Source organism: Acidovorax sp. SRI_002, from assembly GCF_057586455.1.
Window position 1 is genome coordinate 158,612 of record NZ_JBYCZW010000001.1, and the last position, 24,005, is coordinate 182,616.

Genomic DNA, 24,005 nt, shown 5'->3' on the forward strand with positions numbered 1-24,005 from the left:
CGGGCGGCGCAGGCGTTAAGGCCTGCGATGCCTATCGCGGTGTGCCGCCGGGCAATACGCCGCCGCGCATCAGGCCTTCTTCTTCACCAGCCCGTAGATCACCAGCAGCACGATGGCGCCGATGATCGATGCGATCCAGCCGACGGACGCGTTGGGCCCGTACCAGCCCATGGCCACTCCCACATAGCGCGCCAACAGCGACCCGGCAATGCCGAGAACGGTGGTCATGATCAAGCCCAATTTGTCATTGCCCGGCTTCAAGGCGCGCGCGAGCAATCCGACGATGAAGCCGACAACGATGGTTCCGAGAATGGAAAACATGGAATTCCTTTGTGATGATGGTCAAGCCGCACCGATGGCCCGGCAGCGACTGTAATTGCATTTCTGACCACGGTTTTACACGCAGGATCCAGGTCTTTGCAGGCCAACTGCGCACCATTGAGAATGGCCTTCATGTCCCTCGCGAGGCGATGGTGGCGCGGATCGTCACGGCGCCTTGGTCCTTGCAGGAACGATAATGGATGGTGCTATTATTTCAGTAGCTAACAGCGCTTATCCCTCAAGCGCCAGCGGCCATTTTTTCTCATAGTCTCGTTTTTCCAACCCGCCCCCGTCCCTCCATGCAAGCTTTGCTCGACGCCATCGCCGCCATGCCCCTGCCCGTTGAGGCCCAACGCGTCTTTCACGGGCGGGGCGGGCTGCATCCGGGTTCTGAGCAATGGTCGCTGGACGCCTACCCTCCGGTGTTCGTACTGACCAGTTTCGCACCCGCCACGGACGAAGACCTGGCCGCCATCGGCGCCGCGTTGCAGGCGCGCTGGGCGCAGATCGCACCGGCTGGCGAGCCGCTCAGCTGGGTCTTTCAGCACCGGGGCGAGGCCCTGCGCATGGAGGGCCGTAGCGAAACACGGCTGATGACCGGCGCCGTGCCCGACCCGCACATCGTGAAGGAGGCTGGCGCGCGCTATCGCGTGCATGTGCTGCGCGGGCAAAACCACGGCCTGTTCCTGGACATGGCCGAGGGCCGCCGCTGGGTGCGCGACCACGCGGCCGCCCGCAGCACCGACCGCTACGGCCTGAAGGTGCTCAACCTGTTTGCCTATACCTGCGCTTTCTCGGTGGTGGCGCTGCAGGCGGGCGCCAGGCACGTGGTCAACGTGGACATGAGCCATGGCGCCATCGGCATCGGGCAGCAAAACCACCAGCTCAACGGCATCACCACGGGCGCGGCGTTTTTGCCGCACGACATCTTCAGCAGCTGGGGCAAGATCACCCGCAGCGGGCCGTATGGCCTGGTCATCGTGGACCCGCCCAGCTACCAAAAGGGCAGCTTCGTGGCCACCAAGGACTACGCACGGCTGATGCGCCGCCTGCCCGACCTGCTGGCACCCGGCGGGCATGCACTGCTGTGTCTGAACGCGCCCGAGCTGTGCGTGGGCTTCCTGCAAGAGCAGATGCAGGAGCTGGCGCCTGAACTGCACTTTGTCGAACGGGTGGCCAACCCGGCTGTGTTTGCGGATGTGGACCCCGAGCGCGCCCTCAAGGTGCTGGTGTACGCCGCCCCGAACCTTTGAACAGGTTCTCAGGGCCGCTTGCGAGTGCCATTTGGGCTTTGTGGGTTATGGGTAGCTTCTGATATTCTTTGCGGCGCCTGTGTGAACCACAGGCCCACGTTCTCACGGCCTCGCCGCCTGGCGCATTCCTGGCGTGTTGGTGCGCGCTTCACCAGGTTCTTCTCATCGACGTATGGTCCGATTTTTCTTGATTTTCATCGCCGTCTTGGCGGTCCTCTTTCGCATCGACATGCTCGATGAGGTGCAACGGGTCGCCATCGAGCCCTGGACCAGCCTGCTCGCCACCGCCAGCGCAGCGCTGATGACCCCGCTGGACTCGGATGTGGCGCACCATGGCCGCATCCTGATGAGCAAGGCCACGGGTTTTGCGGTGTCCATCGAGGCGGGCTGCAACGGCGTGGAGGCGGCCATCATCCTTATCGCCGGCATGATCGCGTTTCCTTCCAGCTGGAAACACAAGCTCGCCGGCATCGCCATCGGCATTGCGGCGGTGCAGGTCGTCAACCTGCTGCGCATCATCAGCCTGTACTACCTGGGCAAGTGGAACATGACCGTGTTCGAGTTTGCCCACCTGTACCTCTGGCAGGCGCTCATCATGCTGGATGTGCTGGTGGTCTGGATGCTCTGGATTCGCTGGATCGCCCGCCAGCAACCTCCCTCACCCCCTCACCCCCCCCTCGCCAATGCAGCTTAGTTCGGTCGGACGTTTTCTGCTGGTTGCCATTGTCAGCCTGCTGTGCCTGATGCCGCTGTGGTACTACCTGTCGCCACAACTGTCCAAGCCCGTGTTCTTCATGGCGGGCGAGGCGGCTTCCACTCTGTTCCATTGGGCACTGAGCTACACCCAGAAAGAGACCACGGCGTTGTTGAACACCACGCTCAAGGTGGTCTCCGTGCAAAACGGCCAGTTCAAGTCGGGCAAGCTTGCGCCTTTGGTGGACTACCGCTTGCTGGGCTACGGCATCGTGATCTTCTGGGCGCTGGTGCTGGCATCGTTTCCCCGTCACTGGGGGCGCAAGCTGCTCATAGGCTCCTTGGCCATGCTGCCGATCCAGGCGCTCAACGTGGCCCTGCAGTGGTGCAACGATGTCTTCAACCGGGCGGGGCCTGAGGTGTTTGTGCAGACGGGACTGCCCGGGTGGGTGGCCGACGTGGTGGCATTTCTGTACCACTTCAATCTGTTCATCTTTACCGCACTGGCCCCGGTGATGCTGTGGCTGTTGCTGGACCGGGAGTTCCTGGCCAAGCTCCACGCCCAGGCGCGTGCCGCCGTGGCCGTTCAGCGGCCGTAGTAAAGCGGGGAGGCCCCAGGGCGGGGGCAAAGCAGGGCAAGCCTGTGGCTCAGCCCAGCATCTCCATGATCGCTGCCCACTCGACGGGCTCCACGGGGGTGATGGACAGGCGGTTTCCGCGCTGCAGCACCCGCATCTGCGCCAGATCCGGGTGCTCCCGCAGCTGCGCCAAACCCACCACCTGTGTCTTGCGCTGCGCCTGCACATCCAGCAGCAGCCAGCGGGGTTTGTCGGCAGGGGATTTGGGGTCGTAGTACGGCGAGGCGGGGTCAAACTGCGTCGGGTCGGTTCGTGTGCCGCTCGCCACGCGCGCAAGGCCGGCAATGCCTGGTTCGGGGCAGCTAGAGTGGTAGAACAAAACGCCATCGCCCACCTGCATGTCGTCGCGCATGAAGTTGCGGGCCTGGTAGTTGCGCACGCCCGTCCAGGGCACGGTGGCATTGGGCGCGGCCAGGGCGTCGTCGATGGAGCATTCCTCGGGCTCGGATTTCATGAGCCAATAGCGTGGTGTGGGGGCTGCGGGTGTGGACATGAGGCATTCTGGCAAAGATGGGGAAACGGCCGGTTGGGGGTTAGCACTCTCCGCCACGAAGGCTCTGCGGTAGTACACCTCTGCTATACAGAAATTCTGAGTCGCTCATGCGGTGGTGGGCCGCTTTTTTTTCCCTATGCCATTTCACCTGAACTCGCGCCTGAGCCTCAAGATGCGTTTGAGCTGGGGTATTGCCGCCGTAGTTCTGCTGGCAACCTTTGCCATTGCCACCATTGCTCTCTACTACGTTCGGCAGCAGCTTGAAAAGTCCATTGCGGAGGACCTTTTTCAGAGGCTGTCCACCATTTCCGACGCGATTGACCTCAAATTTCAAAGCCGTCGCACCCTCCTCAAGACGCTGTCAGCCAGTTTTGGGGCCGTGCCGCCCGGCGAGCCAGTGAAGCTGCAGTCCTATATTGAAAAATTCCAGTCTTTAAGGGATTTGTTCGACAACGTTTCACTGATTGATCCCAAGGGGAATGTGGTTGCCAACCTCGGCGGTACAGTGGCATTCGGGGCGGTGAATGTCGCAGACCGTGAGTATTTCACAGAGTCTCTAAGGTTGGCGAAGGGGATTATTTCTCAGCCCTATAAAAACAGATATACCGGTTTTCCACAAGTCACCATGATGGAGCCGGTGTGGAATGAAGATGGGTCATTGCGCTATCTTCTCTATGGTGCCATCAACCTGAAGGATCAACGTTTTCTGGATAGTTTGCAAGGAGTGAAATTCGGCAACACCGGCTATCTCTTTATTTTGAATTCGCGGGGACTGATTATTGACTTGCCTGATAAATCCAGAATTCTCCAGCATGTAGATGCGCAAGGCGGTGCAAATGTAGTAACTGCACGGGCCATTGCAGGGTTTGAAGGCACCACCACCGGAGCAACCAGAGCAGGAATTCCGGGCCTGTATGCCTTCAAAAGAACCAGGGAAACTGATTGGGTACTGGGTGCTTTTTTTCCAGCGTCAGAGGCGTTCGCCCCTTTGAATGCCATCGAAAAAAATGCCTGGTTGGGCGCGTTGCTCTTGTCAGTGCTTGCAGGCCTGTTGGCGGCGGCAGTCATACAGCGGCAATTGCAGCCACTCAGTGTGCTGCATGAGCGTATGCGGAACATGGACTCGACCAAAGAGTTGGACCAACTCGTCTACCATCCGGATGAAATTGGAGCACTGGCCAAGACGTTTGACGAATTGATGCGCAAGCAAAAAGCCGCTGAGCTGCAAATACGCACCATCATCGACAACATTCCGGCGCTTGTTTCGCATGTGGATACGAATTATTGCTACACGTTTATCAACGCCCGTGTGAGGGACTTGTATCCTGACAGCGGCGATTTGATCGGACGCAGCGTGCAGTCCATACGGGGTGGCGAGTTGTTCGCTCAGGTGGCGCCCCATCTGCAGAAGGCTTTAGCAGGTGAAAGTGTGCTTGCAGAAAGGCTGGGAAGTACCAAGAGTGGAGAGGTCCATAACACTTACCAAGCCCACTACATTCCCGACATCGGGCCCGATGGCAAGGTCAAAGGTGTTTTTGCGATGAGTTTTGACACCACCGCGCTAACCGCCGCATTGCATAAGCAGGAAACCAGCCAGCGTTTTTTGCGGACGATTACGGACAATATCCCTGCGCTGATCAGTTATTTTGATAGTAACAATCGAATTGCCTTTGCAAATGCGACCGTGGGTGCCTGGTTAGGGGTGCAGCCAGAGGAGATAATAGGAACCCATTTGGGAAATGTGCTTGGGGCGGACAGGTATTTGTACAGGGCGTCGATGATTGAATCCGCCATGGCAGGCAATCGGGTGGAATTTGATTCAGAATTGCATCTGCAGGGCGAGCAGCGATTCACTCGCACGATTTATGTGCCAGATATTGCGCAAGATAATAGCGTTCGTGGTGTTTTTTCTTTGACCCTTGATGTCACCGAGTCGAAAGCCATAGAAAAAAAACTGGAGCAGCTTGCGCGGCAAGACGGTTTGACAGGGCTTCCCAACCGAACGGCTCTCCACGAAGCCCTGCCCATGGCGATAGCGCGATCGCAAAGAACCTGTGTTGCCATTGCCATCATGTTTCTGGACATTGATTGTTTCAAGCAGATCAATGACGAATACGGCCACGGCGTCGGAGACGGGGTGTTGATCGAATTCGCTGATCGATTGAAGAAAACGCTTCGTGTCACGGATTCTGTGTACCGACTGGGGGGCGATGAGTTTGTGATCGTGATGGAGCACCTTGCTGATCGCGATGCTCCCAAGGGCGTGGCAGAAAAGATTGTGGATCTCATCCGTTCTGCCCGTTTTGATGAGACCTTGAGTCTGAAGGTGACCACCAGCATCGGCGTGGTGACCGGCGTCCCCAAAGAAGATGCGGACGCAAAGGCGCTGCTGGAAAAATCGGATGCCGCTTTGTATGCAGCCAAGGCCTCAGGCCGGGACCGGTTTCACCTGGTAGAAATGCAAAGTGCATGATGGGCCGGTCTGAGATGTGAATGTGAAGGTAAATGTGAATATCAGCATCTCGCAAACTAATGAATGAGGGGCGTTGCCGTGGGAAAACCCCAATGCAACGGCAAGAGCAAATGGCAAACCATGGCAAAAATCACCCGCTAGCAGTCGACACCCGTACGGAAGCACTGGATAAACACCGCAAACGGTCTGCAGGCACCTGGGTTCTGGCACTGTTTGCGCTGCCATTTGCTGGTGTAGGCGTCGGCTCCTTGTTGCTGGCCGTGCTGCCCACGCTGTACGACTGGACGCGCATGCAGTCCTGGCAGCCTGTGGAGGCAACGCTGCTGTCAGCCAAGCTGCACACCAGCCGCAGCAAAAACTCCAACACCTACAGCGTGACGGCCAGCTACCGGTTTCAGGTGGCGGGGCAAGAGGTGCACGGCAAAAGGGTGGCCATCAACGAGCGCTCAGACAACATCGGCGATTTCAATCAGGAGCTGGGTGCGCGGCTGGAGCGCGCGCTTCGCAACGGCCAGACCGTGCAGGCCTGGGTCAACCCCTCGGATGTGTCGGATTCCGTGATTGACCGCAGCCTGCGCTTGGGCTTGCTGGCGTTCTGGATGGTGTTTGTGCTGGTGTTTGGCGGCTTTGGCGTGGGCATGCTGGCCTATGTGTGGCACGCGCGCAAAAAGGATGCTGCGCGGCGCCCCGAGACCGAAGCGGAACCCTGGCTGGCGCGGCCGGAGTGGGCAAACAACCACATCCGGTCGCACAAGCGTTTGGAGGTGTGGGTGGCCTGGGGTTTTGCCACGGTGTGGAACCTGCTGGCACTGCCAGCCGCCATTGGTGGCGGGCCCCAGATGCTGCGCACGGAGAACTACGCGGCCCTGGGCGCGGTGTCGCTGTTTGTGCTGGTAGGCCTGGGCCTGCTGGTGTGGGCCGTGCGCGCAACGCTCGATGCTCGGCGCTATGGCGAGGTGTACCTGCAGCTGGACCCTTTTCCAGGCTCCATCGGTGGGCACTTTGGCGCCACCATGTCGCTTAGCGTGCCCTTCCAGGCGGGGCTGCACTTTGATGTGACGTTGAGCTGCGTGTTGCACTACCGCACGCGGTCGGCCGGCAAAAGCGGCTACGAGTCTCGCGAAAGCGTGGTGTGGCAGACCGAGGGCGTGGCACAGGTGGCGCCGCATGCGCAGGGCGTGGAGCTCAGCTTTCGGTTCAACGTGCCCCGTGGCCTGCCGCAGTCGCAAGAAGTGGACACCGAATACCACGCATGGCGGGTGCACATTGAAAGCGCCGACCCGGCCCTTGCCTTTGCGCGAACCTTTGATGTGCCGGTTTACGCCACGGGTGAAACGTCCGATGACCTGGCGGCAGACGCGGCGCAGCACCCCCTGCAGCAACAGACGCGCGACGCGCAGGTGGACGAAGTGAGCGATCTGGAGCCCATCCCCGGCGGGGTGCGGCTGTATCTGCCCTATGGGCGGCTGTTGCGCCAGAACCTGGTATGGCTGGGCATGGGCGGCGCTCTTCTCGGATTTGGCGTGATGGCGGGCCGCATGGGGGCGCCAACGTTGTTCCCCGTGGTGTTTGGCGGCGTGGGTGGGGCCATGGTGGTGTGGGGCTTTTATGCGCTGTGCAACAGCCTGCGCGTGCAGCTGGACCAAGACGGCTTGCAGACCGAGCGCCGCTTGCTGGGCCTGAGGCTGGCTTGGCACCGCGTGCCCGCCCGCGATATTGCGCGTTTGGCCGTCAAGGAGAGTTATTCAACCCAGACGGGCACCCGCCACATGAGTTTCTTTCGTGTGCAGGTGGATCTGAAAAACGGCAAAAAAATTGCCATTGCCGACAGCCTACGCGGTCGCGAGGCGGCCGATCAGTTGCTGGAGTCCATCGCATCCGCGACCGGCTATCGGCGGTAGAGCCCAGGAGCGTTTCAGCCCGCCTTGCGAAACGTGAGGTTGATGCGGTAGCTGCCTGTCATCGGGCGATGAGCCTCAGGTAGCGGCAACACCCCATGAAACCGCAGCCGCGCCGGGCCGCCCCACACCACGACATCTCCATGCATCAGCGCAATGCGCCGCGCCTTGTCGGAGCGCAGTGCGCCGCCCCACAGAAACACCGCCGGAATGCCGAGCGACACGGACACGATGGGGTGCGCGTAGTTGCCCTCGTCCCGGTCCTGGTGCAGCGACAGCCGGGTGCCAGGGGCATATCGGTTGATGAGGCAGGCGTCAGGCGCAAAGCCGGGGAAGCCCGCTGCTTGCGCCGCGTCAAATGCCAGCTGGCGCAATAGCGGCGGCATGGCGGGCCAGGGCTGGCCGCTGTCGGGGTCGAGGGGGTCGTAGCGGTAGCCGCTGCGGTCGCTCACCCAGCCGAGTCTTCCGCAGTTGGTCATGGCCACCGACATGCGCAGGCCACCGGGGGTGATGAGGTGCCGGAAGGGGGCTTGTGCCGTCACCTGCTGCACCGCTTGCAGCAGGTCTGCCGCCTTCTCCAGCGCAAAGCCGCGCAGCACCATGGCGCCGGGCTCCAGCACCTCGGGCGGCTGGGCAGGCTGGGGTGGGTCGTCGAAAAGGCTCAGGCTCATAACGGTGGCAATCCATGGCGACAGTGTGGACCGCAGCTGCCGTCGTCCCCGGAGGAGAAGGCGCCAAGCGGCACAGGGGGAACATCATCCAGCATCGTGAAAGATAACACCCAGCGTGTGCCGCTGCCCGCTGCGCAAGCGGCTCACGCCATGTCGCATCTGCACGCGGTACGGCCCGCGCGTGCCCTGCACGGGGCGGTGGTGCACGGCAAACACCACGGCGTCGCCGCGCTGCAGCGGCACCACCTCGGCCCGCGACTGCATGCGCGGGCGCTGCTCGGTCAGCACGAATTCGCCGCCCGTGAAGTCGCGCCCGGGCTCTGACAGCAGCACCGCTACCTGCAGCGGAAACACATGCTCGCCATACAGGTCCTGGTGCAGACAGTTGTAGTCGCCAGCGCCGTATTGCAGCAGCAGCGGGGTGGGGCGCACCTGGCCTGCGGCATGGCAGCGGGCAATGAAGTCGGCATGCCGCGTGGGGTAGCGCACATCGATGCCCATGGCGGTGTTCCACTGGTTGGCGATGGGCGCAAGGTGCGGGTACAGAGCCTCCCGCAGCCCGGCCACCACACCGGGCAGCGGGTAGCTGAAGTACCGGTATTCGCCCTGGCCAAAGCCGTGGCGCTGCATCACCACGCGGCTGCGGAAGGTGCTCTCATCCGCGTTGCCATACAGGCGGGCCAGCGCGGCGCATTCGGTGGCGCTGAGCAGTTGCGGCAGTACCGCGTTGCCTTGCTGGTGCAGGGCCTCCGTGGTTGTTGGCCAGTCGATGGCAACTGCACGCTGCGCCCAGTCGTCGTTCTGCGGATCGGGGTGGAGAGACAGCGGGCCAGAGCTCATGCCACCTTCTCCGCCAGCGGTTGTGCGGGCTCTGGCGCTGCTTCGCGCGCCAGCAGCGCACGTTTGCGTTCCACGCCCCACCGGTAGCCCGACAACGCGCCATCACTTTTCACCACCCGGTGGCAGGGTATGGCCACCGCCAGCGCGTTGGCCGCACAGGCCTGCGCCACGGCGCGCACGGCGGTGGGGGCGCCTATGCGCTGAGCCACCTCGGCGTAGCTTGCAGTCTGCCCGGCGGGTATGGCCTGCAGGGCCTGCCACACGCGTTGCTGAAACGCCGTGCCACGCACGTCCAGCGGCAGGTTCAGCCCCAGGCCCGGGGCCTCGACAAACGCTACCACCTGTGCCACCAGCGCTTCAAACGCGGTATCCCCGCCGATCAGGTGGGCCTGTGCAAAGCGGTCCTGCAAGTCGCGCACCAGGGCGTCGGCGTCGTCGCCCAGCAAGATGGCGCAGATGCCCCGGTCGCTCTGGGCGACCAGAATGGCGCCCAGCGAACACTGGCCGATGGCAAAGCGAATGTCTTGCGCCGCGCCCCCCGCGCGGTAGCGGCTGGGCGTCATGCCCAGTACCTGGGCCGATTGTTCGTAAAAGCGGCTGCTGGACTGGTAACCCGCGATGTAGATCGCGTCCGTCACCGAGGCCGTGTGTGCGTTGTCGAGCGCACTGCGCAGGCGCTGCGCACGCTGGGCGGCGGCATACGCCTTGGGCGTGAGGCCCGTGGACTGCTTGAAGATGCGGTGCAGGTGCGACGGGCTCAGGCCCATCTGGGCGGCCAACGCATCCAGCGTGGGCGCTTCACCGGCGGCAGCGCCTTCGATGATGCGGCAGGCCTCGGTGACCAGCGCGGCGTGGTGCGACAACGCTGTGGGCTGCCGGGGCTTGCAGCGCTGGCAGGGGCGAAAGCCTGCGGCTTCTGCATCCGCGCAGCTGTGGTGAAACCGCACATTCTCCGGCCGGGGTGCACGCGCCGCGCAGCTGGGGCGGCAATACACGCCCGTGGTCTGCACCGAATACCAAAAGCTGCCGTCCGCCGCTACGCTGCGCGCCGCCACCGCCGCCCAGCGCGGGTCGGCTTGGGTGGCTGCGGCCTGTGCGGCCTTGGTGGAGGGGGTGGTGCGGTGGGGCATGGCGACGGCGTAGGTAAATGGTCGGTCCAGGTCGTTGGCGCTGCTGTGAATAGCGTTCGGGTTCATGGTGGATGGCTCACAAGGGGGTTGCGATGCCATGCACTCTAGGGATGGGGTGCGCAGTGTGCACTCCGAAGCTTGCTTTTGAATTCTGCGCCACGGCACCGAGGTGGTTCTAGTGCTGAATTTGCTCTCAGTTCAATTGCTGTTGGCGCTTTCCCATCAAGCGCTAGAGGCCTAAAAGGCACAAATCTACTGGCTGTTGTGTGGGATTGATCGCGCCCCCATCTTTTAGACTGCACCCGGCTTGCCGCCAGCGCCCAGGCCAACCAGAACAAAGCCCACCATTCGGGAGGAGACCCATTTATGCCGCACATCCGCCACGCACGCAGGGCGGGGTTCCACAAGGCCCTGTTGCTCACCTTGTTTGTCGCCGCAGGGGGCGTGGGGACTACTGCAGGGGCCGCTGACCCACAGGCTGCACACCCTCTGGTGGGCCGCTGGAAGGTGGCCAGCATCAACGGCGCGCCGCCGCCCAAGTTCCTGGCGGGCCAGGTGCTGGTGATTCAGGCCGATGCGCAGGTCATCAACCTCGACCTGGGCGCATCCGGTGGCACAGCCGCATCGGAGGGCGCCGTGCAGAAAGCCCTGCGCGACGCTCTGATGCGCGGCACCTGGCGTGCCGACAAGGCGCGGCTGTATGTGTCGAACAGCCCGCGCCGCGACACCGGCAGCGCCTACGCCGTCACGCAACAAGGCAAGTTGCTGAGCTTGGACCCGGACCCGTATTTCTCGAATGCGGACGTACCCTCCAAAGCTACCTACGAGCGCTTGCCGTGACGTCCCCCGCGTCCCCACGCCGCGCGGCGCAGCGGCGTGAAAAGCTGCCGGGAGGCATTTGGGTTCTGGCCTTGTTTGCTGTGCCCTTTGCCGCAGCGGGCATCGGAATCTTCTGGTTCATGGTGGCTTCGCCCTTGGTGGACTGGGCGCGCATGCAAACCTGGAACCAGGTGCCTGCGGTGGTCGAATCTGCCACGCTGCAAAGCCATCATCCCAGCAAGGGTGGCACCACGCACAGCGTGTCGGTGCGCTACCGGTATGTGGTGGAGGGCGTGACCTACACCGGGCAGCGCGCCGCCATTCACGAGCGGGCCGACAACATTGGCAGCTTTCAAGAAGAACTGGGCCGCCGTCTGCAGGGCTTGCAGCGCACTGGCAAAGCCGTGCCGGTGTGGGTCAATCCCCGCAACCCTGCCGAGTCGATTGTGGATCGCCGCCTGCGGCCGGGCCTCATCACCCTGGCACTGGTGTTGTCCTCGGTGTCGGCATGGTTTGGGCTGGCGGTGCTGGCAAAGATAGCCCGCGCCGTCTGGAACGGTGGCACGCCTGTCTTGCCGGGCTCTTAGCCTCCGTCCCGAGAGGTAGGCGCGCCACAGGCGCCAAGGTACGCGCCAAGGCCTGCATTACCGCAGGTTTCTGAAAATGCAATTAAGTTGCGTTATGCTCCATTAACGCAAGGTGGTTGCATTTGTTCGTGCTGGGCCAGACGGCGACCGGAGCAAGCTGCAACACAACACGCACGCCAACCCCCATGACCTCTGTCACCACCCATCGCACTCCACGCCGCCCGCATACCCGCCTTCCCGTCACCGTGCTCTCGGGCTTTCTGGGTGCAGGCAAGACGACGCTGCTCAACCACATCCTGAACAACCGCGAGGGCCGCCGCGTGGCGGTCATCGTGAATGACATGTCCGAGGTCAACATCGATGCGGCCCTGGTGCGCCAGGGCGGCGCTGAGTTGTCGCGCACCGATGAGAAGCTGGTGGAGATGAGCAACGGGTGCATCTGCTGCACGCTGCGCGAAGACCTGCTGCTGGAGGTGGAACGCCTGGCCAAGGAGGGCAGGTTCGACCAGCTGGTGATCGAATCCACCGGCATCTCCGAGCCCTTGCCCGTGGCCGAAACCTTCACTTTCACGGGGGAAGACGGCAAAAGCTTGTCGAGCATCGCGCGGCTGGACACCATGGTCACAGTGGTGGATGCGTTCAACTTCCTCAAGGACTACAGCTCGCGCGACAGCCTGCAGGCCCGTGGCGAATCGCTGGGCGAGGAGGACCAGCGCACGGTGGTGGACTTGCTGATCGATCAGATCGAGTTCTGCGACGTGATCGTGCTCAACAAGGTGGATTTGATCGACGCAGCGCAGCGCGAGCAGCTCATAGCGATCTTGCGCAGCCTGAACCCGCGTGCACGCATTGAGGTGTCGCAGTTCGGCAAGGTGGCGCTGGCCTCGGTGCTGGACACCAAGCTGTTCGACTTTGACGAGGTGTCCAAGGCACCCGGCTGGCTGGCCGAGTTGCGTGGCGAACACACGCCCGAGACCGAGGCCTACGGCATCAGCAGCTTTGTCTACCGCGCCCGCGTGCCGTTCCATCCACGCCGCTTTTTTGATTGGGTAGAAAGCGAGTGGCCCGGCGTGGTGCGGTCCAAAGGCTTCTTCTGGCTGGCCAGCCGCCCGGCGTATGCGGGGTCGTGGTCGCAGGCCGGCGCCGTGGCGCGCCATAGCGCAGCAGGCTTCTGGTGGGGCGCAGTGCCCCGCGATCGCTGGCCGCGCGACGCTGAATCCTTGGCGGCCATCCAGAAAAACTGGGCCGATGGCGTGGGCGACGCCCGGCAGGAGCTGGTGCTGATCGGTATCGGCATGGACGAATCCAAACTGCGCCAGCGCCTGGACGCCTGCCTGCTGACCGATGCGGAGATGGCCCAAGGCCCGCATGCGTGGACGCGGTATGACGACCCGTTTCCCGCCTGGTCGTGAGAACTGTTGTAAGCACGTTCATGAGCTTGCACCCGAACCCCGGCGTCCGCGCGGACCCGCTCAAGCAGGCAGGGCTCAAGGCCACACTGCCGCGCATGAGGATCCTGGAGATCTTTCTGGCCGCGCAGGCGGCGCCCGATGGGTTGCGCCACTTCACGGCCGAAGACGTGTACCGGCGCATGCTGCATGACCGTACGGATGTGGGCCAGGCCACGGTGTACCGCGTGCTGGCCCAACTGGAGCAGGCGGGCCTTTTGCGGCGCAGCAGCTTTCAAGCGGACCGCGCGGTGTATGAGCTGGACGACGGTTTGCACCACGACCACCTGGTGTGCCTGGACTGCGGCAAGGTCGAGGAATTCCACGACGCATCCATCGAATCCCGCCAGGCCGAGATTGCACACGCCAAGGGCTTTCGGCTGCAGGAGCATGCGTTGTCGCTCTACGGCACCTGCACGCGTACCGACTGCCCTTCGCGCCCGCAGCGTGCAAAGGTGTGAACTGCGCGAATTGCCTGCATTGCTATATTAGTAATAGCTGCTAGCGCTTGTTGGACAAGCGCTAGAGGCCAAAAACGCTCAAACTTCTGGTGGCTGCAACGGCCGGGGCCGCCGTTTGCCCGTGCCGCCCCAGCGCAGCGCGTCTTCTCCCGGAATGCCCAGCGGGTTGTTGACTGGCTCGCTCAAAGGCGCCAGCAGTGCGCGCAGGTCGGCCTCGCTGAACTTGACCGCGCCTTCAGCATCGTGGCCCAACACGCCCTGGGCCAGCGCGGCCTTGCGGGCCTGCAGCTCCAGCATGCGTTCTTCGATGCTGCCTTCCACCACCAGCTTGTAGACGAATACGGGCTGGTCCTGCCCGATGCGGTGGGCGCGCGCGGTGGCCTGCTCTTCGACGGCGGGGTTCCACCAGGGGTCGAGGTGGATCACGGTGTCGGCGGCGGTGAGGTTCAGGCCCAGACCACCGGCCTTGAGGCTGACGAGCAGGATGGGGGCGCTGGTCCCGTCCTGCGCCTGGAACTGCCGCACCACCGCGCCACGCTGGCGGGGTGGCGTCTGGCCGGTGAGGGTGAGGTAGGGCCGGGCCAGGGTGTCGAGCAGCTCGGCCGCCAAGCCTAGCATCTCGGTGAACTGCGAGAACACCAGCACGCGGCGGCCTTCATCGACCAGGGCGGGCAGCATGTCGGCCAGTAGTTCTAGCTTGGCGCGCTCCATGGTGTGGGCCGTTTTCGCGGTTCCTTTGACAAGGCGCGGGTCGCAGCAGACCTGGCGCAGCTTGAGTAGCGCATCGAGGATGGTGATCTGCGCGCCGTCAAAGCTCTGGCGCTCCAGCGCACGGCGCACCTGTTTGTCGGCCGTGGTACGCACCGCCTCGTACAGCTCGCGCTGTTTGCCTTGTAGCTGCACGCGCTGGATGACTTCGGTGCGTGGCGGTAGTTCGGTGGCCACGTCCTGCTTGCGGCGCCGCAGGATGAAGGGGCGCACGCGCTGGGCCAGCAGCTGCGCGCGCAGGGTTTCGCCGTTCTCCTCGATGGGCTTGCGCCAACGGGCGTTGAAGCTGCGCACATCGCCCAGAAAGCCCGGCATCAGGAAGTCAAACTGTGCCCACAGCTCGCCCAGATGGTTCTCCAGCGGCGTGCCCGTCAGGCACAGCAGGTGCGGGGCCTGCAGCTTGCGCAGGGCGCGGGCGCTGCGGCTGCCGGCGTTCTTCACCATCTGCGCTTCGTCCAGGATCAGCAGGTGGAATAGCTGTGCGGCCAGCGCGTCCACGTCGCGCCAGAGCAGTGGGTAGGTGGTCAGCACCAGGTCGTGGTCGGCCATCTGCAGGTAGCGCTGGCCACGGCTCGCGCCGTGCAGCGCCAGCACGCGGAGGTTGGGGGCCATGCGGGCGGCCTCGGCTTGCCAGTTGAAGAGCAGTGAGGTGGGCAGCACCACCAGGGCAGGGCGGGTCAGGCGCCCAGCCTCCTTTTCGGCCAGCACATGGGCCAGCGCCTGCGCGGTTTTGCCCAGGCCCATGTCGTCGGCCAATATGCCGCCCAGGCCCTGCGCGCGCAGGTACTGCAGCCAGGCCAGGCCCTCCAGTTGATAGGGGCGCAGCTGCACCTGAAGTCCCTGCGGCGCGGCCATCGGCTGCGGGGTGCCGATGGTGCGCAGGCGCTTGGCGAGCTGGGCCAAGCCCACGTCGCCCTGCAGCTGCCAGTCGTTGTTCCAGCCATTGACCGTACCCACGCGGTGAGCCAGCACCAGCCCGGCGCGCAGGGCTTCGATGCGGCGGGCCTCCCACGCGCCCAGGTGCAGCGGATCGCCATCCTTGCGCTGGTTACGGGTCGGGTCGGTCAGCAGATCGACCATGGCGCCCACGATGGCCTTGAGCGGCCCGGCGGGCGCGTCGATGCGTTTGCCGCCGGGTGCGCGCAGCGAAATGATGGCGATGTCGTCGATGGCGGCCATCTGCTGCGCGTTGAGCCAACGGGCGTCGCGGCGCAACAGGTCGGCCAGCATGGGCGCCAGGTCCAGCGTTTCGCCGTCGATCTCGATACCGAGGCTGAGCAGCCAGGCGCCTTCGCGCTCGGGCAGTTGCAGCTTTTGCACGGGGCGTTCGCGTGCGGCCAGCGGGCCGTCCACTTCCTTGCCTAGCAGTTCGCCCGTGTCGGGGGCGATCAGCAGCTTCCAGCGCAACACGGGCACGCTTTCGTGCGCAAAGCCGGGCTGCACCACCACGCTCCAGCCCTCGGCGCGCAGTTGGGGGATCTGTTCGGCCCAGAAGTCGCCAAAGTGGGCCTCCTGCGCCAGCGTCCACACGGGGCCCAGCGTGGCGGCTGCGGCGCGGTGGCGCCATTGCAGCTTGTTCGCATCGACGGGGATCAGGCCCAGATCCCACACGCGGTCCATGGCGTCGGCCTCGGCGCCCAGGTTGCGCTGCATGCGCACCACCGGGCCGCCGGTGTCGAACAGGTCTTGCACGGGGCCCGGGCGCGCGTTGAGGATGGAGGTGGGGGCAGGCGTCTGCCAGTGGGCGCCATCGTCAGTGCGGTAGGTCCAGTCAATCTGCACCAGCGTCACGCTGTCGCCGCGCGGGCCGAGCTTGGCCTGGGGCGCCATGCCCAGCAGGCCGTCGCCCCGGCCCAGGGTCATGAGGGTGATGCGCGGGCGGAAGTGGCCGCTGGTTATGCCAGGGTTGTGGGCGCTTTCGGAGGCAGGGCGGCCGGGTCGAACAGACGTGGGGGGCGCGTCGTTGCGCAGCAGAGCCATTACGCGTGCGGCTTCCGCATCACTCAGGGGCGCTAGCGCCTGCAGCTGGGCTGGCCCGGCCTGGGTGCGTAGGGCCTGCACCCAGGCCTGTACCAACGCCGCCCGGTCAGAGCGGGGCGGGATGGGTTCTGTGGGGCGGGCACCGGATGCAGGCATAGGCCGCCGATTGTGCCGTGGCGGCGGCGTCCCGGACTGCGCCTAGAACTCCCAGGCCATGCCCACTTGGCTGAACGTGCGGCCGTTGCCACGGCCCACGGCGGCGGATGCTTTGAGCCCGTCGGTGATGGCGTAGCGCAGACCCACTGCCTTGTCAGGGCGTGACCTGTGTTCGCCATACACCTCAGACGTGAGCTGTAGTTGTTCAGTGAGCGGAATCTCATAGCCCACGGCCCAGGTGGCCGCACGGTGGCGGGCGCCTTGTGCCCTGACGGTTTTGTGGCCGGCATTGAGGTGCAGCACCTGCGCATTGGCCAACCGGTAGCTGGCCAGCGCTGTGAGGGCGGTTTCGCGCGCGGTGAAGCGCTGCGGGGTGGCGTGGTCGCGAACGCGGGTGTGGCCCATGTCGAACCGCGCACCTACCGACCAGCCCGTTTCGTTCTGGATGGGCACCCACTTCACACCCCAGCCATGCCCATGGAAGCTGGTGGATGCGCCCATGGCCGTGTCTTTGGCGCGTGCCAGCGAGACCTCCATTTCCAGCTGTGGCGCGACGCCAGCGCCAAAAAGCAGCTCGGCACCTCGGGTCTTGTCATCGCGGCCGAAGACACCTTCGAGCTTCATGGCGCCTTGGGTCAGCGTGCCCGCATCGTCGGCGTGCATGGGCGCTTCGGCGTGGGCGTGCAAGGCGCTTGCCAGGCTGGACAGTGCGATGCAAAGGGGCGCGATTTGCGAGGGTTTTGTGGCTTTGGGGGGGCGTCTCATGGGGTCTCTCTTTGTAGTGGGATTCGAATTATTGCGGGGCGGGTCAGGCGCATCGTCAGTCCGTAGAACGGGGCAGGGCGGCAGGCCATCGCAGCTCAATGCCAAAGCCCGGAGCACAGTCTGGCAGCACCGTGTGGCCCCCGTGCGCGCGCGCCACCAGGTCGGCCAGCACCAGCCCCAGGCCGCGCATGGCGCTGCCTTCGCCATAGGCCTGCTGCTGCAGCGATTGCTGTAAACGGACTTTGGTGTGGGGCTGGCAGCCATCGCCATCGTCCTGCACGCGCAACACGGTGTCGGCGCCCTCCTGCAGCGCCGTGATGGTGACCTGGTGGGCGTTGAAACGGTGCGAGTTGTCCAGCAGGTTCAGCAGGGCGGCGGCCAGCAGATCGGGGTCGGCGTCCACTGGGGTGGTTTGTTGGATGGAGATGGCCATGTCGTGAAACGCCAGCGCATCGATGAGCTGGCGCAGGTCAACGTTTTGGCGCTGTGGCTCCATGCCGCTGCGAAACATCATCAGCAGCGCCTGCATGACCCGACCGAGCCTGCCCGCAGCGTCTCGCGCGCGCACCAGGCGCGGCCTTATCGATTCGGGCGCCTCTTTGATCGCCAGGGCCAGTTGCACGTCGATACCCGCCACCGGCGTGCGCAGGGCATGGGCCGCGTGCGAGGTGAACGCGCGTTCGCTGATGATCCGCTGTGCCAGCCTGTGCCCCAGGTCGCCAATGGCCTGCTCGATGGGATGCAGCTCCTGCCTCGGTGCGGCCTTGGGCGCGGTGTCGGGCCGAAGGGGGTCATAGTGCTGAACGCTTTGGCCCAGGGCGCCCAGCGGGCGAAGCTCCTGGCGGATGCGCCAGTTCATCAGCAGGGCCGACAGCAGGCCCATCGACAGCGCCGCCATCAGCGTGTACCAGACCACTTCTCCGTGCACCTCGTCGCGCTCCGTGCGGCTTTGCGCCACCACCAGGAATTGCCCGGGGCGCTGGCTGAATACCGACGTGAAGGCGCGCCATTGCCCGTCTTGCGTCCAGGCGATCGCCTCGGTGGGGGCGGTTTGCAAGGCCAGCTCGGGGGCCTTGTGCGAGCGGCTTTTCACGCGGCCCGACGGAGCGTCCACCACCTGCCAGACCAAGTGTTCCTCATACGAAAAGTGTTTGGTGGCGCCTTGGCCGCTGGTGGCCAGATCGGGCTGGATGGCCATGACGCTGTGAAAAATCTCAGCAGCCTCTCGCAGTTCCTGGTCCATGAGTTCGCCCATTTCGTGGGCGATCACGTACCAGACGACCACGGAGGTCAACAGGCCGAACGCGATGGAGATCCACAGCAGCGATTGGACGAGCCGCCCCCGGATGGACGGCGGTTTTGTCTCGCCCGTGCGCATACCCATGTCGTTAGCCCGTAGAGGCCGTTAGGGCCGTCGGCGGGGAAACGGGTGCAGGAATGCGGTAGCCCATGCCCCGCACCGTCTGGATCACGTCCTTGCCCAATTTGCTGCGCAGATTGAAAACGTGCACCTGCAGCGCGTTGCTGGCCAGGTCGCTGTCCAGCCCCAGCACCAGTGCCTCCAGATCCGACGCGGAAACCGTGCGCCCCGCGCGCAACACCAGCGCCTCCAGCACCGCCCATTCACGGGCGGTCAACTCCACCCGCTGGCCGTGCAGCCGCACTTCCTTGTCGGCCAGCAGCACCTCCACCGCGCCAAATGCCTTGCTGGGAGTGCCGCCGGTCATCCGTCGGGACAGTGCACGCAGCCGGGCACACAACTCCTCGGGGGCAAAGGGCTTGACGAGAAAATCGTCAGCACCGCTGTCCAGCCCATGGATGCGATCACTGAGCATGTCACGCGCGGTGAGCACCAGGGCCGGTGTCTTAGCCCCTTTGGCGCGCAGGCTGCGCAGCCAGTCGAGGGCGGAGCCATCGGGCAGGTTCCAGTCCAGCAGCCAGGCGTCGTAGGGCTCTATGATCAAACCCCGGGCTTGCGCCAGGGTGGTGCACCAGTCCACCAGATAGCCGTCGTGCTGCAGAAAATCCCGCAAGCCTTCGCCCAGAGTGTGATCGTCTTCCAGCAGCAACAGTCGCATGCGAACCTGGTCCGTCAAAAGTGCTGCTTGGTGCCGGTGACCATGGCCCGCACGAGGCGCACCCGCTCCAGCCGCCCCATCACGATGGCCGCCGCAGCGTGCAACCCTGCCGCCAGCAGCAGTCCGTTGGCCAGCACCTCGTGCAACTCCATCAGCCATTCTTCGCCGAAGAATGTGTCGGTGGTTTGCATCCACCCCGTCACGCCCAGGGCCAGAACGATGGCCATCAAGACCAGCATCATCAGCGCCCCGAGGGGGTTGTGGCCCACGTAGACCGGATGCTCGCCATTGCGAAGTGCGCCCAGGTGCTTTGCCAGCCTGCGCGGGGTGGGGAAAAAGTCGCTGAACCGCGCGTGCCGGCTGCCCACGAAGCCCCAGACCAGTCGCGCCAGCACCAGGGCGCTGGCGGTGTAGCCCACCCACTCGTGTGCTGTTTTTCCGGGCTCCAGAACCAACTGGTTCAGGACCACGCAGCTCACCAGGCTCCAGTGAAAAATGCGGACAAACGGGTCCCACACCTTGGTGGCGGCAGGGGGGTGGTGGAGAGGGACGGGCTTCATGGGCGACTCGGGGTGCAGGCGAGGGGCAGGACGGGACGCTTCGCTGAGGCTTACTTACGCTCGATTTCAGCGCCAGTGGCGGGGTCGAAATAGATCTCCACCTTCTTGCCCGCCTTGTCCAGACCGTAGATTTCGTAGCACTTGCCTTTGCTGACCTTGAAGGTCCGGATCTGGTAGCCCTGCTTTTCGAGCCCGGCCTTGAAGTCGGCTTCTTTCATCCATTTTTCTTCTGGAACATTGCAGGTGGGGCCCGCAAATACAGCGGTAGAACCAAGGGCGAGAACAAGGGCGGTGATGTGCAGTTTCATGGTGAATGTTGGTGTCAGTGGGTTTGAACATGTGGACTGACTGCCCACAAACTGCATTGGACGCGGCCAAGATTAAGTGGGGATGAAGCCGCACTGCGGCGCGCCGGACACAGGCCACAGATGCGCTGCACCTCCAGGAAAACTTTTGTTAACAAGGGGGATGGTGGAAGGTGCTGCGGTGAGTGGGGCCGCCGCAGACAACGCAAGGACAGCCTTCGGCAGCCAATTGGCTTGGGGGACGGCTCTGCGCCTGCATACACCGCTGGCTGTAGCGCAACCGAGCTGTTCCGTTCGCGAAGGACTTGTCCCCAGCGTCGCCCCTTACCTGGGCAGTGGCCTTCGTGCTAACCGCTCAGCACCCGCGCAAACAGCTCGTTGCGAAAGTGGATGCCCAGGCGCGCAAAGGCGCGGTTGCGGTAGGTTTTGACGGTGGGCACGCCCAGCCCCAGGTCGCTGGCGATGCCCTCGTGTGTCATGCCCTGCAGCAGGCGGGCACACACGTCCAGCTCGCGGTCCGTGAAGTCGGCGTGCACACGCAGCAGGCGCTCACGCAGCGCGGGCAAGCTGGCGGGCAGGGGGCCGTGCCGGGCAGGGTGTTCGGCCTGCGGCAATGCCAAGCCGGCGCTTCCAGACCGTGGCCAGGCGGCGGGTGCCAGGGTGTCGCTGTGCGACAGTGCAATGTGTTTGCGTGCCAGCGCCAGCAGCACGGGCGCCACCGCCTCGAAGCCGCCGATGTGGGCATCGCGGAAGGGTTTTTGGTGCTGGTGGCGGTAGAAGTTGACGGCAAATACCGATCCATCGCTTTCGTATTCGACTACCGACACGCGCTCGGCCACGCCATGGGCCTCGTACACCCGGGCGCGGTGCTCTCCATCGACCTCCCGGGCCGTCAGGTGGCACAGGCGGGTAGGGGATTCTGCGGGCGCCGCTTCGTCAAAGGAGCGGCCCCAGGTGCGGTCATGGCGGTAGGGGCCTGAGAGGTAGGCCCACCAGCAGTCCTGCGTGGTGTCTGGCACGCCCAGGCTGGCCGACATGAACAGCGTGGGCTTGCAGCGATGCCCTGTGCGGTACACCGACCACGAGGCAGCCGGCAGCACGGGGGCCAGGTCCTGCAGCAAGCCCGACGCAAAACCGGGTTCGCCCAGCCGGTGCACCATGCCCGCCAGCGCATGGCCCGCCGGGCCCGTGGTGGCCTGCCTGCCGGTGGCAGACGGTGGGGAAGGGGTCCATTGCCTCATGGCGGGCAGGGGTGGGGGTTACGCCGTGTCATTGCGTTGTCATCCTCTGGGATGACAGGGGGTTTGCGCCACGGGATTTACGCTAGGTTCATAACCAATAGGGTTTACGCAAACCGGGATGCAGCGGCCGCCTCGCTCTGGGGTGAACCGCTTGCCTGAACCCTGTTTGCGTAAGTCATGACTCATTCTGCAGCCCAAGCCCTCTTATGCCTGACCTACCGACCCTGGCCGAACCTCGGCTGAAGTTCTTTGCCGATCTGCGTGTGGAAGTGGGGGCACCCCAGCAGGTGGGGCAGACCGTGCATGGCCTGCGCCGCCTGATTCCCATCACCGGCGGTACCGCCACGGGCGATGGCTGGAGCGCCCGGGTGCTGCCAGGCGGTGCGGATTTTCAGCTCATCGTGAATGACCGGCTGTCAGAGCTGGATGCGCGCTACGTGCTGGAGACCGACGCAGGCGACTTCATCTATGTACAGAACCGGGCCGTGCGCTCCGGGCCGCCGGAGCTGATTGCCCGCCTGGTGCGCGGCGAGCCGGTGGACCCGGAGCAAATCTACTTCCGCTGCAGCCCGAGCTTCGAGACCGCTGCCCCCGCGCTCTCCTGGATGGGCGAGCGCATGTTTGTGGGCACGGGTGCCCGCTATCCCGACGCTGTGGTCATGCGTTTTTTCGAGCTGCTTTAGGAGCCCGGTTCCTCCTTCTGACCACCCAGCGCTGCATTCTTTTTTCCCTTGACCACACTGACAGAACTCCTGGAGACAACCATGACGCCTTCTTTCCATTCCGCCCCCGCCGCCGATGCACGAAAAAGCGGCACACGCCGCACACTGCTTGCCACAGCGGTCACTCTGGCCGCCAGCCTGCTGCCCTGGTCGGGCGCGCAGGCGCAAGCCAGTGGCGGCGCGTATCCGAACAAGCCGGTGCGCATCATCGTGGGCTTTCCGGCGGGCACGGGGCCCGATATCGTGGCGCGCCTGCTGGCGCAAAAGTTGTCGGAAGGCTGGGGCAACCTGGGCGTGATCGTGGACAACAAACCCGGCGCTGGTGGCCTCATTGCAGCGGGCGAAGCAGCCCGCGCCGCGCCGGACGGCTACACGATCATGCTGGGCGAGACGGGCCAGCTCAGCATCGCCCCGAGCAGCTACAACAAGCTGCCCTACGACCCGGCCAAGGACTTCGCCGCTGTGAGCCAGGTGGTCACGTCCGACTTTGTGCTGCTGGTCAACCCCCAAAAGGTGCCGGCACGCAACGTGAAGGAGTTTGTGGACTGGACCAAGCAGCAGAAGGGCCTGTTCCTGGCCACCTTCGGCGCGGGCACTCCGGGGCATTTTGGCGCCTTCATGTTTGGGGACGCGGTCAAGCTCAAGCCAGAGCCCGTGCACTACAAGAACACGTCGGATGCGCTGGGCGGCCTGTTCAGTGGCGACGTGCAGGGCGTGTTTGCCAGCGTGGGGCTGGCCGCGCCCAACGTGAAGGCTGGAAAGCTCGCCGCGCTGGGCACCACCGGGGCCACGCGCACGCCCACGCTGCCCGATGTGCCCACCATCAAGGAGCAGGGCTACGCCAATCTAGAGTTCTCATCGTGGTTTGGCATCGTTGCACCCGCCAAGACCCCCCCCGAGATCATTGCCAAGCTCAATGCAGACATTGTGCGGGCCGTGCAGTCGCCTGAAGGCAAGGCGAAGATGGAAGAGGCCGGTTTCCGCGTGACGGGCACCAGCCAGCAGGACTTTGCCCGCACCATTGCCGCCGACACGGTGACCTGGGGCAAAGCGGTGGCCGCCACGGGTTTCAAGGCCGATTGACGTGCCCAGACGCTAGGGCCACGCCATCTGCGGCGTAGCCCTCGCAGGTTCTCAGCAGGATTACCGAGATGCCTTGGGTGCGGGCAGCTGCAGCTGTGCCTCCTGCACAACGCGAACGCAGTCCTTCAAGTGCTGCTCGCCCAGGTAGCGCAGCGTGGCATAGCCAATGGTGGCAGCCACAGCCTGGCCCGCGAGAGGAACATATTTGGCGGCCTGTTTGGTGGTCAGGCGAAGACCCACGGTCTGCGTGGCGCGGATGACCAGCTCGCGCGTGATCAGCTTGCCGATCAGCACCGACCCCACAAGGCTCACCGCTTTTTGCACCTGCTCGCGCTTGTTCGGGTCGAGTTGGTCAATCTGCGCCGCCGACAGGCCGAACTCGGCATTGATCTGCGGTAGCAGGCGTGAGAGCAGTGCGGCATCCACCGCCCAATCGAGCCCGGGCACGGGCACGGCACTGGCGGCGGCAGCCACCAGGGCACGCCGATGGAGCAATTTGCGGCTGCGTTGCACGGCGGCAGCCAAGGCGGGATTGCCAGCTGCCATCTGCAGGGAAGTGGGCATGGTTGGGTGGTATTGAATGAAATGTCGGTAAAAGAAGGAGCGGCTGCCAACAGTAGCA

24 protein-coding genes are annotated in these 24,005 nt (G+C 64.3%); 11 read left to right on the top strand and 13 right to left on the bottom strand.

The window, feature by feature from the left end; translation table 11 throughout:
• Positions 1-69: 69 nt before the first annotated feature.
• Complete coding sequence (locus AC2YJX_RS00690) at positions 70-321, bottom strand: GlsB/YeaQ/YmgE family stress response membrane protein (RefSeq protein WP_055394624.1); 252 nt, start codon at positions 319-321, stop codon at positions 70-72.
• A gap of 299 nt (positions 322-620) precedes the next feature.
• On the opposite strand from AC2YJX_RS00690, the gene AC2YJX_RS00695 reads away from it, so the two are divergent.
• From AC2YJX_RS00695 to AC2YJX_RS00705, 3 genes are all read left to right on the top strand, one after another.
• The gene (locus AC2YJX_RS00695; protein WP_487254949.1) at positions 621-1,574 is read left to right on the top strand and encodes a class I SAM-dependent methyltransferase; all 954 of its coding nucleotides are present in this window, start codon (positions 621-623) and stop codon (positions 1,572-1,574) included.
• Between the two features lie 172 nt (positions 1,575-1,746).
• Positions 1,747-2,268, top strand: coding sequence for an exosortase H (gene xrtH, locus AC2YJX_RS00700; RefSeq protein WP_055394620.1), 522 nt, complete (start codon positions 1,747-1,749; stop codon positions 2,266-2,268).
• Complete coding sequence (locus AC2YJX_RS00705) at positions 2,258-2,866, top strand: exosortase H-associated membrane protein (protein WP_487254950.1); 609 nt, start codon at positions 2,258-2,260, stop codon at positions 2,864-2,866. Before xrtH ends, AC2YJX_RS00705 begins: the two co-directional genes overlap by 11 nt.
• A gap of 49 nt (positions 2,867-2,915) precedes the next feature.
• On the opposite strand, the gene AC2YJX_RS00710 is transcribed toward AC2YJX_RS00705, so the two are convergent.
• Complete coding sequence (locus AC2YJX_RS00710; RefSeq protein ID WP_487254951.1) at positions 2,916-3,398, bottom strand: EVE domain-containing protein; 483 nt, start codon at positions 3,396-3,398, stop codon at positions 2,916-2,918.
• 136 nt (positions 3,399-3,534) lie between these two features.
• On the opposite strand from AC2YJX_RS00710, the gene AC2YJX_RS00715 reads away from it, so the two are divergent.
• Positions 3,535-5,871 (top strand): sensor domain-containing diguanylate cyclase, encoded by a 2,337-nt coding sequence (locus tag AC2YJX_RS00715; RefSeq protein WP_487254952.1) that lies wholly within the window; start codon positions 3,535-3,537, stop codon positions 5,869-5,871.
• A gap of 248 nt (positions 5,872-6,119) precedes the next feature.
• Positions 6,120-7,772: a DUF3592 domain-containing protein gene (locus AC2YJX_RS00720; protein WP_487254953.1), complete on the top strand. Its 1,653-nt coding sequence runs from the start codon at positions 6,120-6,122 to the stop codon at positions 7,770-7,772.
• A 14-nt stretch (positions 7,773-7,786) separates the two neighbouring features.
• Here the strand turns inward: AC2YJX_RS00720 and alkB are convergent, their stop codons facing one another.
• From alkB to ada, 3 genes are all read right to left on the bottom strand, one after another.
• Positions 7,787-8,440: a DNA oxidative demethylase AlkB gene (gene alkB / locus AC2YJX_RS00725; RefSeq protein WP_487254954.1), complete on the bottom strand. Its 654-nt coding sequence runs from the start codon at positions 8,438-8,440 to the stop codon at positions 7,787-7,789.
• An 84-nt stretch (positions 8,441-8,524) separates the two neighbouring features.
• The gene (locus AC2YJX_RS00730) at positions 8,525-9,280 is read right to left on the bottom strand and encodes a 2OG-Fe(II) oxygenase (RefSeq protein WP_487254955.1); all 756 of its coding nucleotides are present in this window, start codon (positions 9,278-9,280) and stop codon (positions 8,525-8,527) included.
• Positions 9,277-10,410, bottom strand: a complete 1,134-nt coding sequence (gene ada / locus AC2YJX_RS00735) for a bifunctional DNA-binding transcriptional regulator/O6-methylguanine-DNA methyltransferase Ada (RefSeq protein ID WP_487255403.1) — start codon at positions 10,408-10,410, stop codon at positions 9,277-9,279. Before ada ends, AC2YJX_RS00730 begins: the two co-directional genes overlap by 4 nt.
• Before the next feature lie 366 nt (positions 10,411-10,776).
• Between ada and AC2YJX_RS00740 the strand changes: the two genes are divergently transcribed.
• The 4 genes from AC2YJX_RS00740 to fur all read left to right on the top strand — a co-directional run bounded on the left by AC2YJX_RS00740 (position 10,777) and on the right by fur (position 13,725).
• Entirely contained in the window at positions 10,777-11,250 is a 474-nt protein-coding gene (locus AC2YJX_RS00740; protein ID WP_487254956.1) for a hypothetical protein, read from the top strand.
• Positions 11,247-11,816: a DUF3592 domain-containing protein gene (locus tag AC2YJX_RS00745; protein ID WP_431152984.1), complete on the top strand. Its 570-nt coding sequence runs from the start codon at positions 11,247-11,249 to the stop codon at positions 11,814-11,816. The genes AC2YJX_RS00740 and AC2YJX_RS00745 overlap by 4 nt, the downstream gene beginning before the upstream one ends.
• 185 nt (positions 11,817-12,001) lie before the next feature.
• A complete protein-coding gene (gene zigA / locus AC2YJX_RS00750; RefSeq protein ID WP_487254957.1) occupies positions 12,002-13,228 on the top strand; it encodes a zinc metallochaperone GTPase ZigA in 1,227 nt (408 codons plus the stop codon).
• 20 nt (positions 13,229-13,248) lie between these two features.
• Positions 13,249-13,725, top strand: coding sequence for a ferric iron uptake transcriptional regulator (gene fur / locus AC2YJX_RS00755; RefSeq protein ID WP_487254958.1), 477 nt, complete (start codon positions 13,249-13,251; stop codon positions 13,723-13,725).
• Between the two features lie 78 nt (positions 13,726-13,803).
• Here fur and AC2YJX_RS00760 read toward each other — a convergent pair whose 3' ends face one another.
• The 7 genes from AC2YJX_RS00760 to AC2YJX_RS00790 form a co-directional block, all read right to left on the bottom strand.
• Positions 13,804-16,629, bottom strand: a complete 2,826-nt coding sequence (locus AC2YJX_RS00760) for a DEAD/DEAH box helicase (RefSeq protein WP_487254959.1) — start codon at positions 16,627-16,629, stop codon at positions 13,804-13,806.
• A gap of 42 nt (positions 16,630-16,671) precedes the next feature.
• The gene (locus AC2YJX_RS00765) at positions 16,672-17,394 is read right to left on the bottom strand and encodes a hypothetical protein (RefSeq protein WP_487254960.1); all 723 of its coding nucleotides are present in this window, start codon (positions 17,392-17,394) and stop codon (positions 16,672-16,674) included.
• A gap of 55 nt (positions 17,395-17,449) precedes the next feature.
• Positions 17,450-18,778: a sensor histidine kinase gene (locus tag AC2YJX_RS00770; RefSeq protein WP_487254961.1), complete on the bottom strand. Its 1,329-nt coding sequence runs from the start codon at positions 18,776-18,778 to the stop codon at positions 17,450-17,452.
• Positions 18,779-18,782: 4 nt separating this feature from the next.
• A complete protein-coding gene (locus AC2YJX_RS00775) occupies positions 18,783-19,472 on the bottom strand; it encodes a response regulator (protein ID WP_487254962.1) in 690 nt (229 codons plus the stop codon).
• 14 nt (positions 19,473-19,486) lie between these two features.
• A complete protein-coding gene (locus tag AC2YJX_RS00780; RefSeq protein WP_121420134.1) occupies positions 19,487-20,032 on the bottom strand; it encodes a cytochrome b/b6 domain-containing protein in 546 nt (181 codons plus the stop codon).
• Between the two features lie 50 nt (positions 20,033-20,082).
• On the bottom strand, positions 20,083-20,340 hold the full coding sequence (locus AC2YJX_RS00785; RefSeq protein WP_055395919.1) for a PepSY domain-containing protein: 258 nt from the start codon (positions 20,338-20,340) through the stop codon (positions 20,083-20,085).
• Positions 20,341-20,684: 344 nt separating this feature from the next.
• Positions 20,685-21,578: a helix-turn-helix transcriptional regulator gene (locus AC2YJX_RS00790; RefSeq protein ID WP_199731209.1), complete on the bottom strand. Its 894-nt coding sequence runs from the start codon at positions 21,576-21,578 to the stop codon at positions 20,685-20,687.
• 206 nt (positions 21,579-21,784) lie between these two features.
• Here AC2YJX_RS00790 and AC2YJX_RS00795 point away from each other — a divergent pair, with 206 nt between their 5' ends.
• Together AC2YJX_RS00795 and AC2YJX_RS00800 are read left to right on the top strand one after the other, a co-directional pair.
• Positions 21,785-22,261, top strand: a complete 477-nt coding sequence (locus AC2YJX_RS00795; RefSeq protein ID WP_121420135.1) for a DUF3237 domain-containing protein — start codon at positions 21,785-21,787, stop codon at positions 22,259-22,261.
• An 81-nt stretch (positions 22,262-22,342) separates the two neighbouring features.
• Positions 22,343-23,383 carry a Bug family tripartite tricarboxylate transporter substrate binding protein gene (locus AC2YJX_RS00800; RefSeq protein WP_487254963.1) on the top strand — a complete coding sequence of 347 codons (1,041 nt, stop codon included), beginning with the start codon at positions 22,343-22,345 and terminating at the stop codon, positions 23,381-23,383.
• Positions 23,384-23,443: 60 nt separating this feature from the next.
• On the opposite strand, the gene AC2YJX_RS00805 is transcribed toward AC2YJX_RS00800, so the two are convergent.
• The gene (locus tag AC2YJX_RS00805; RefSeq protein WP_055395927.1) at positions 23,444-23,947 is read right to left on the bottom strand and encodes a hypothetical protein; all 504 of its coding nucleotides are present in this window, start codon (positions 23,945-23,947) and stop codon (positions 23,444-23,446) included.
• Positions 23,948-24,005 lie beyond the last annotated feature (58 nt).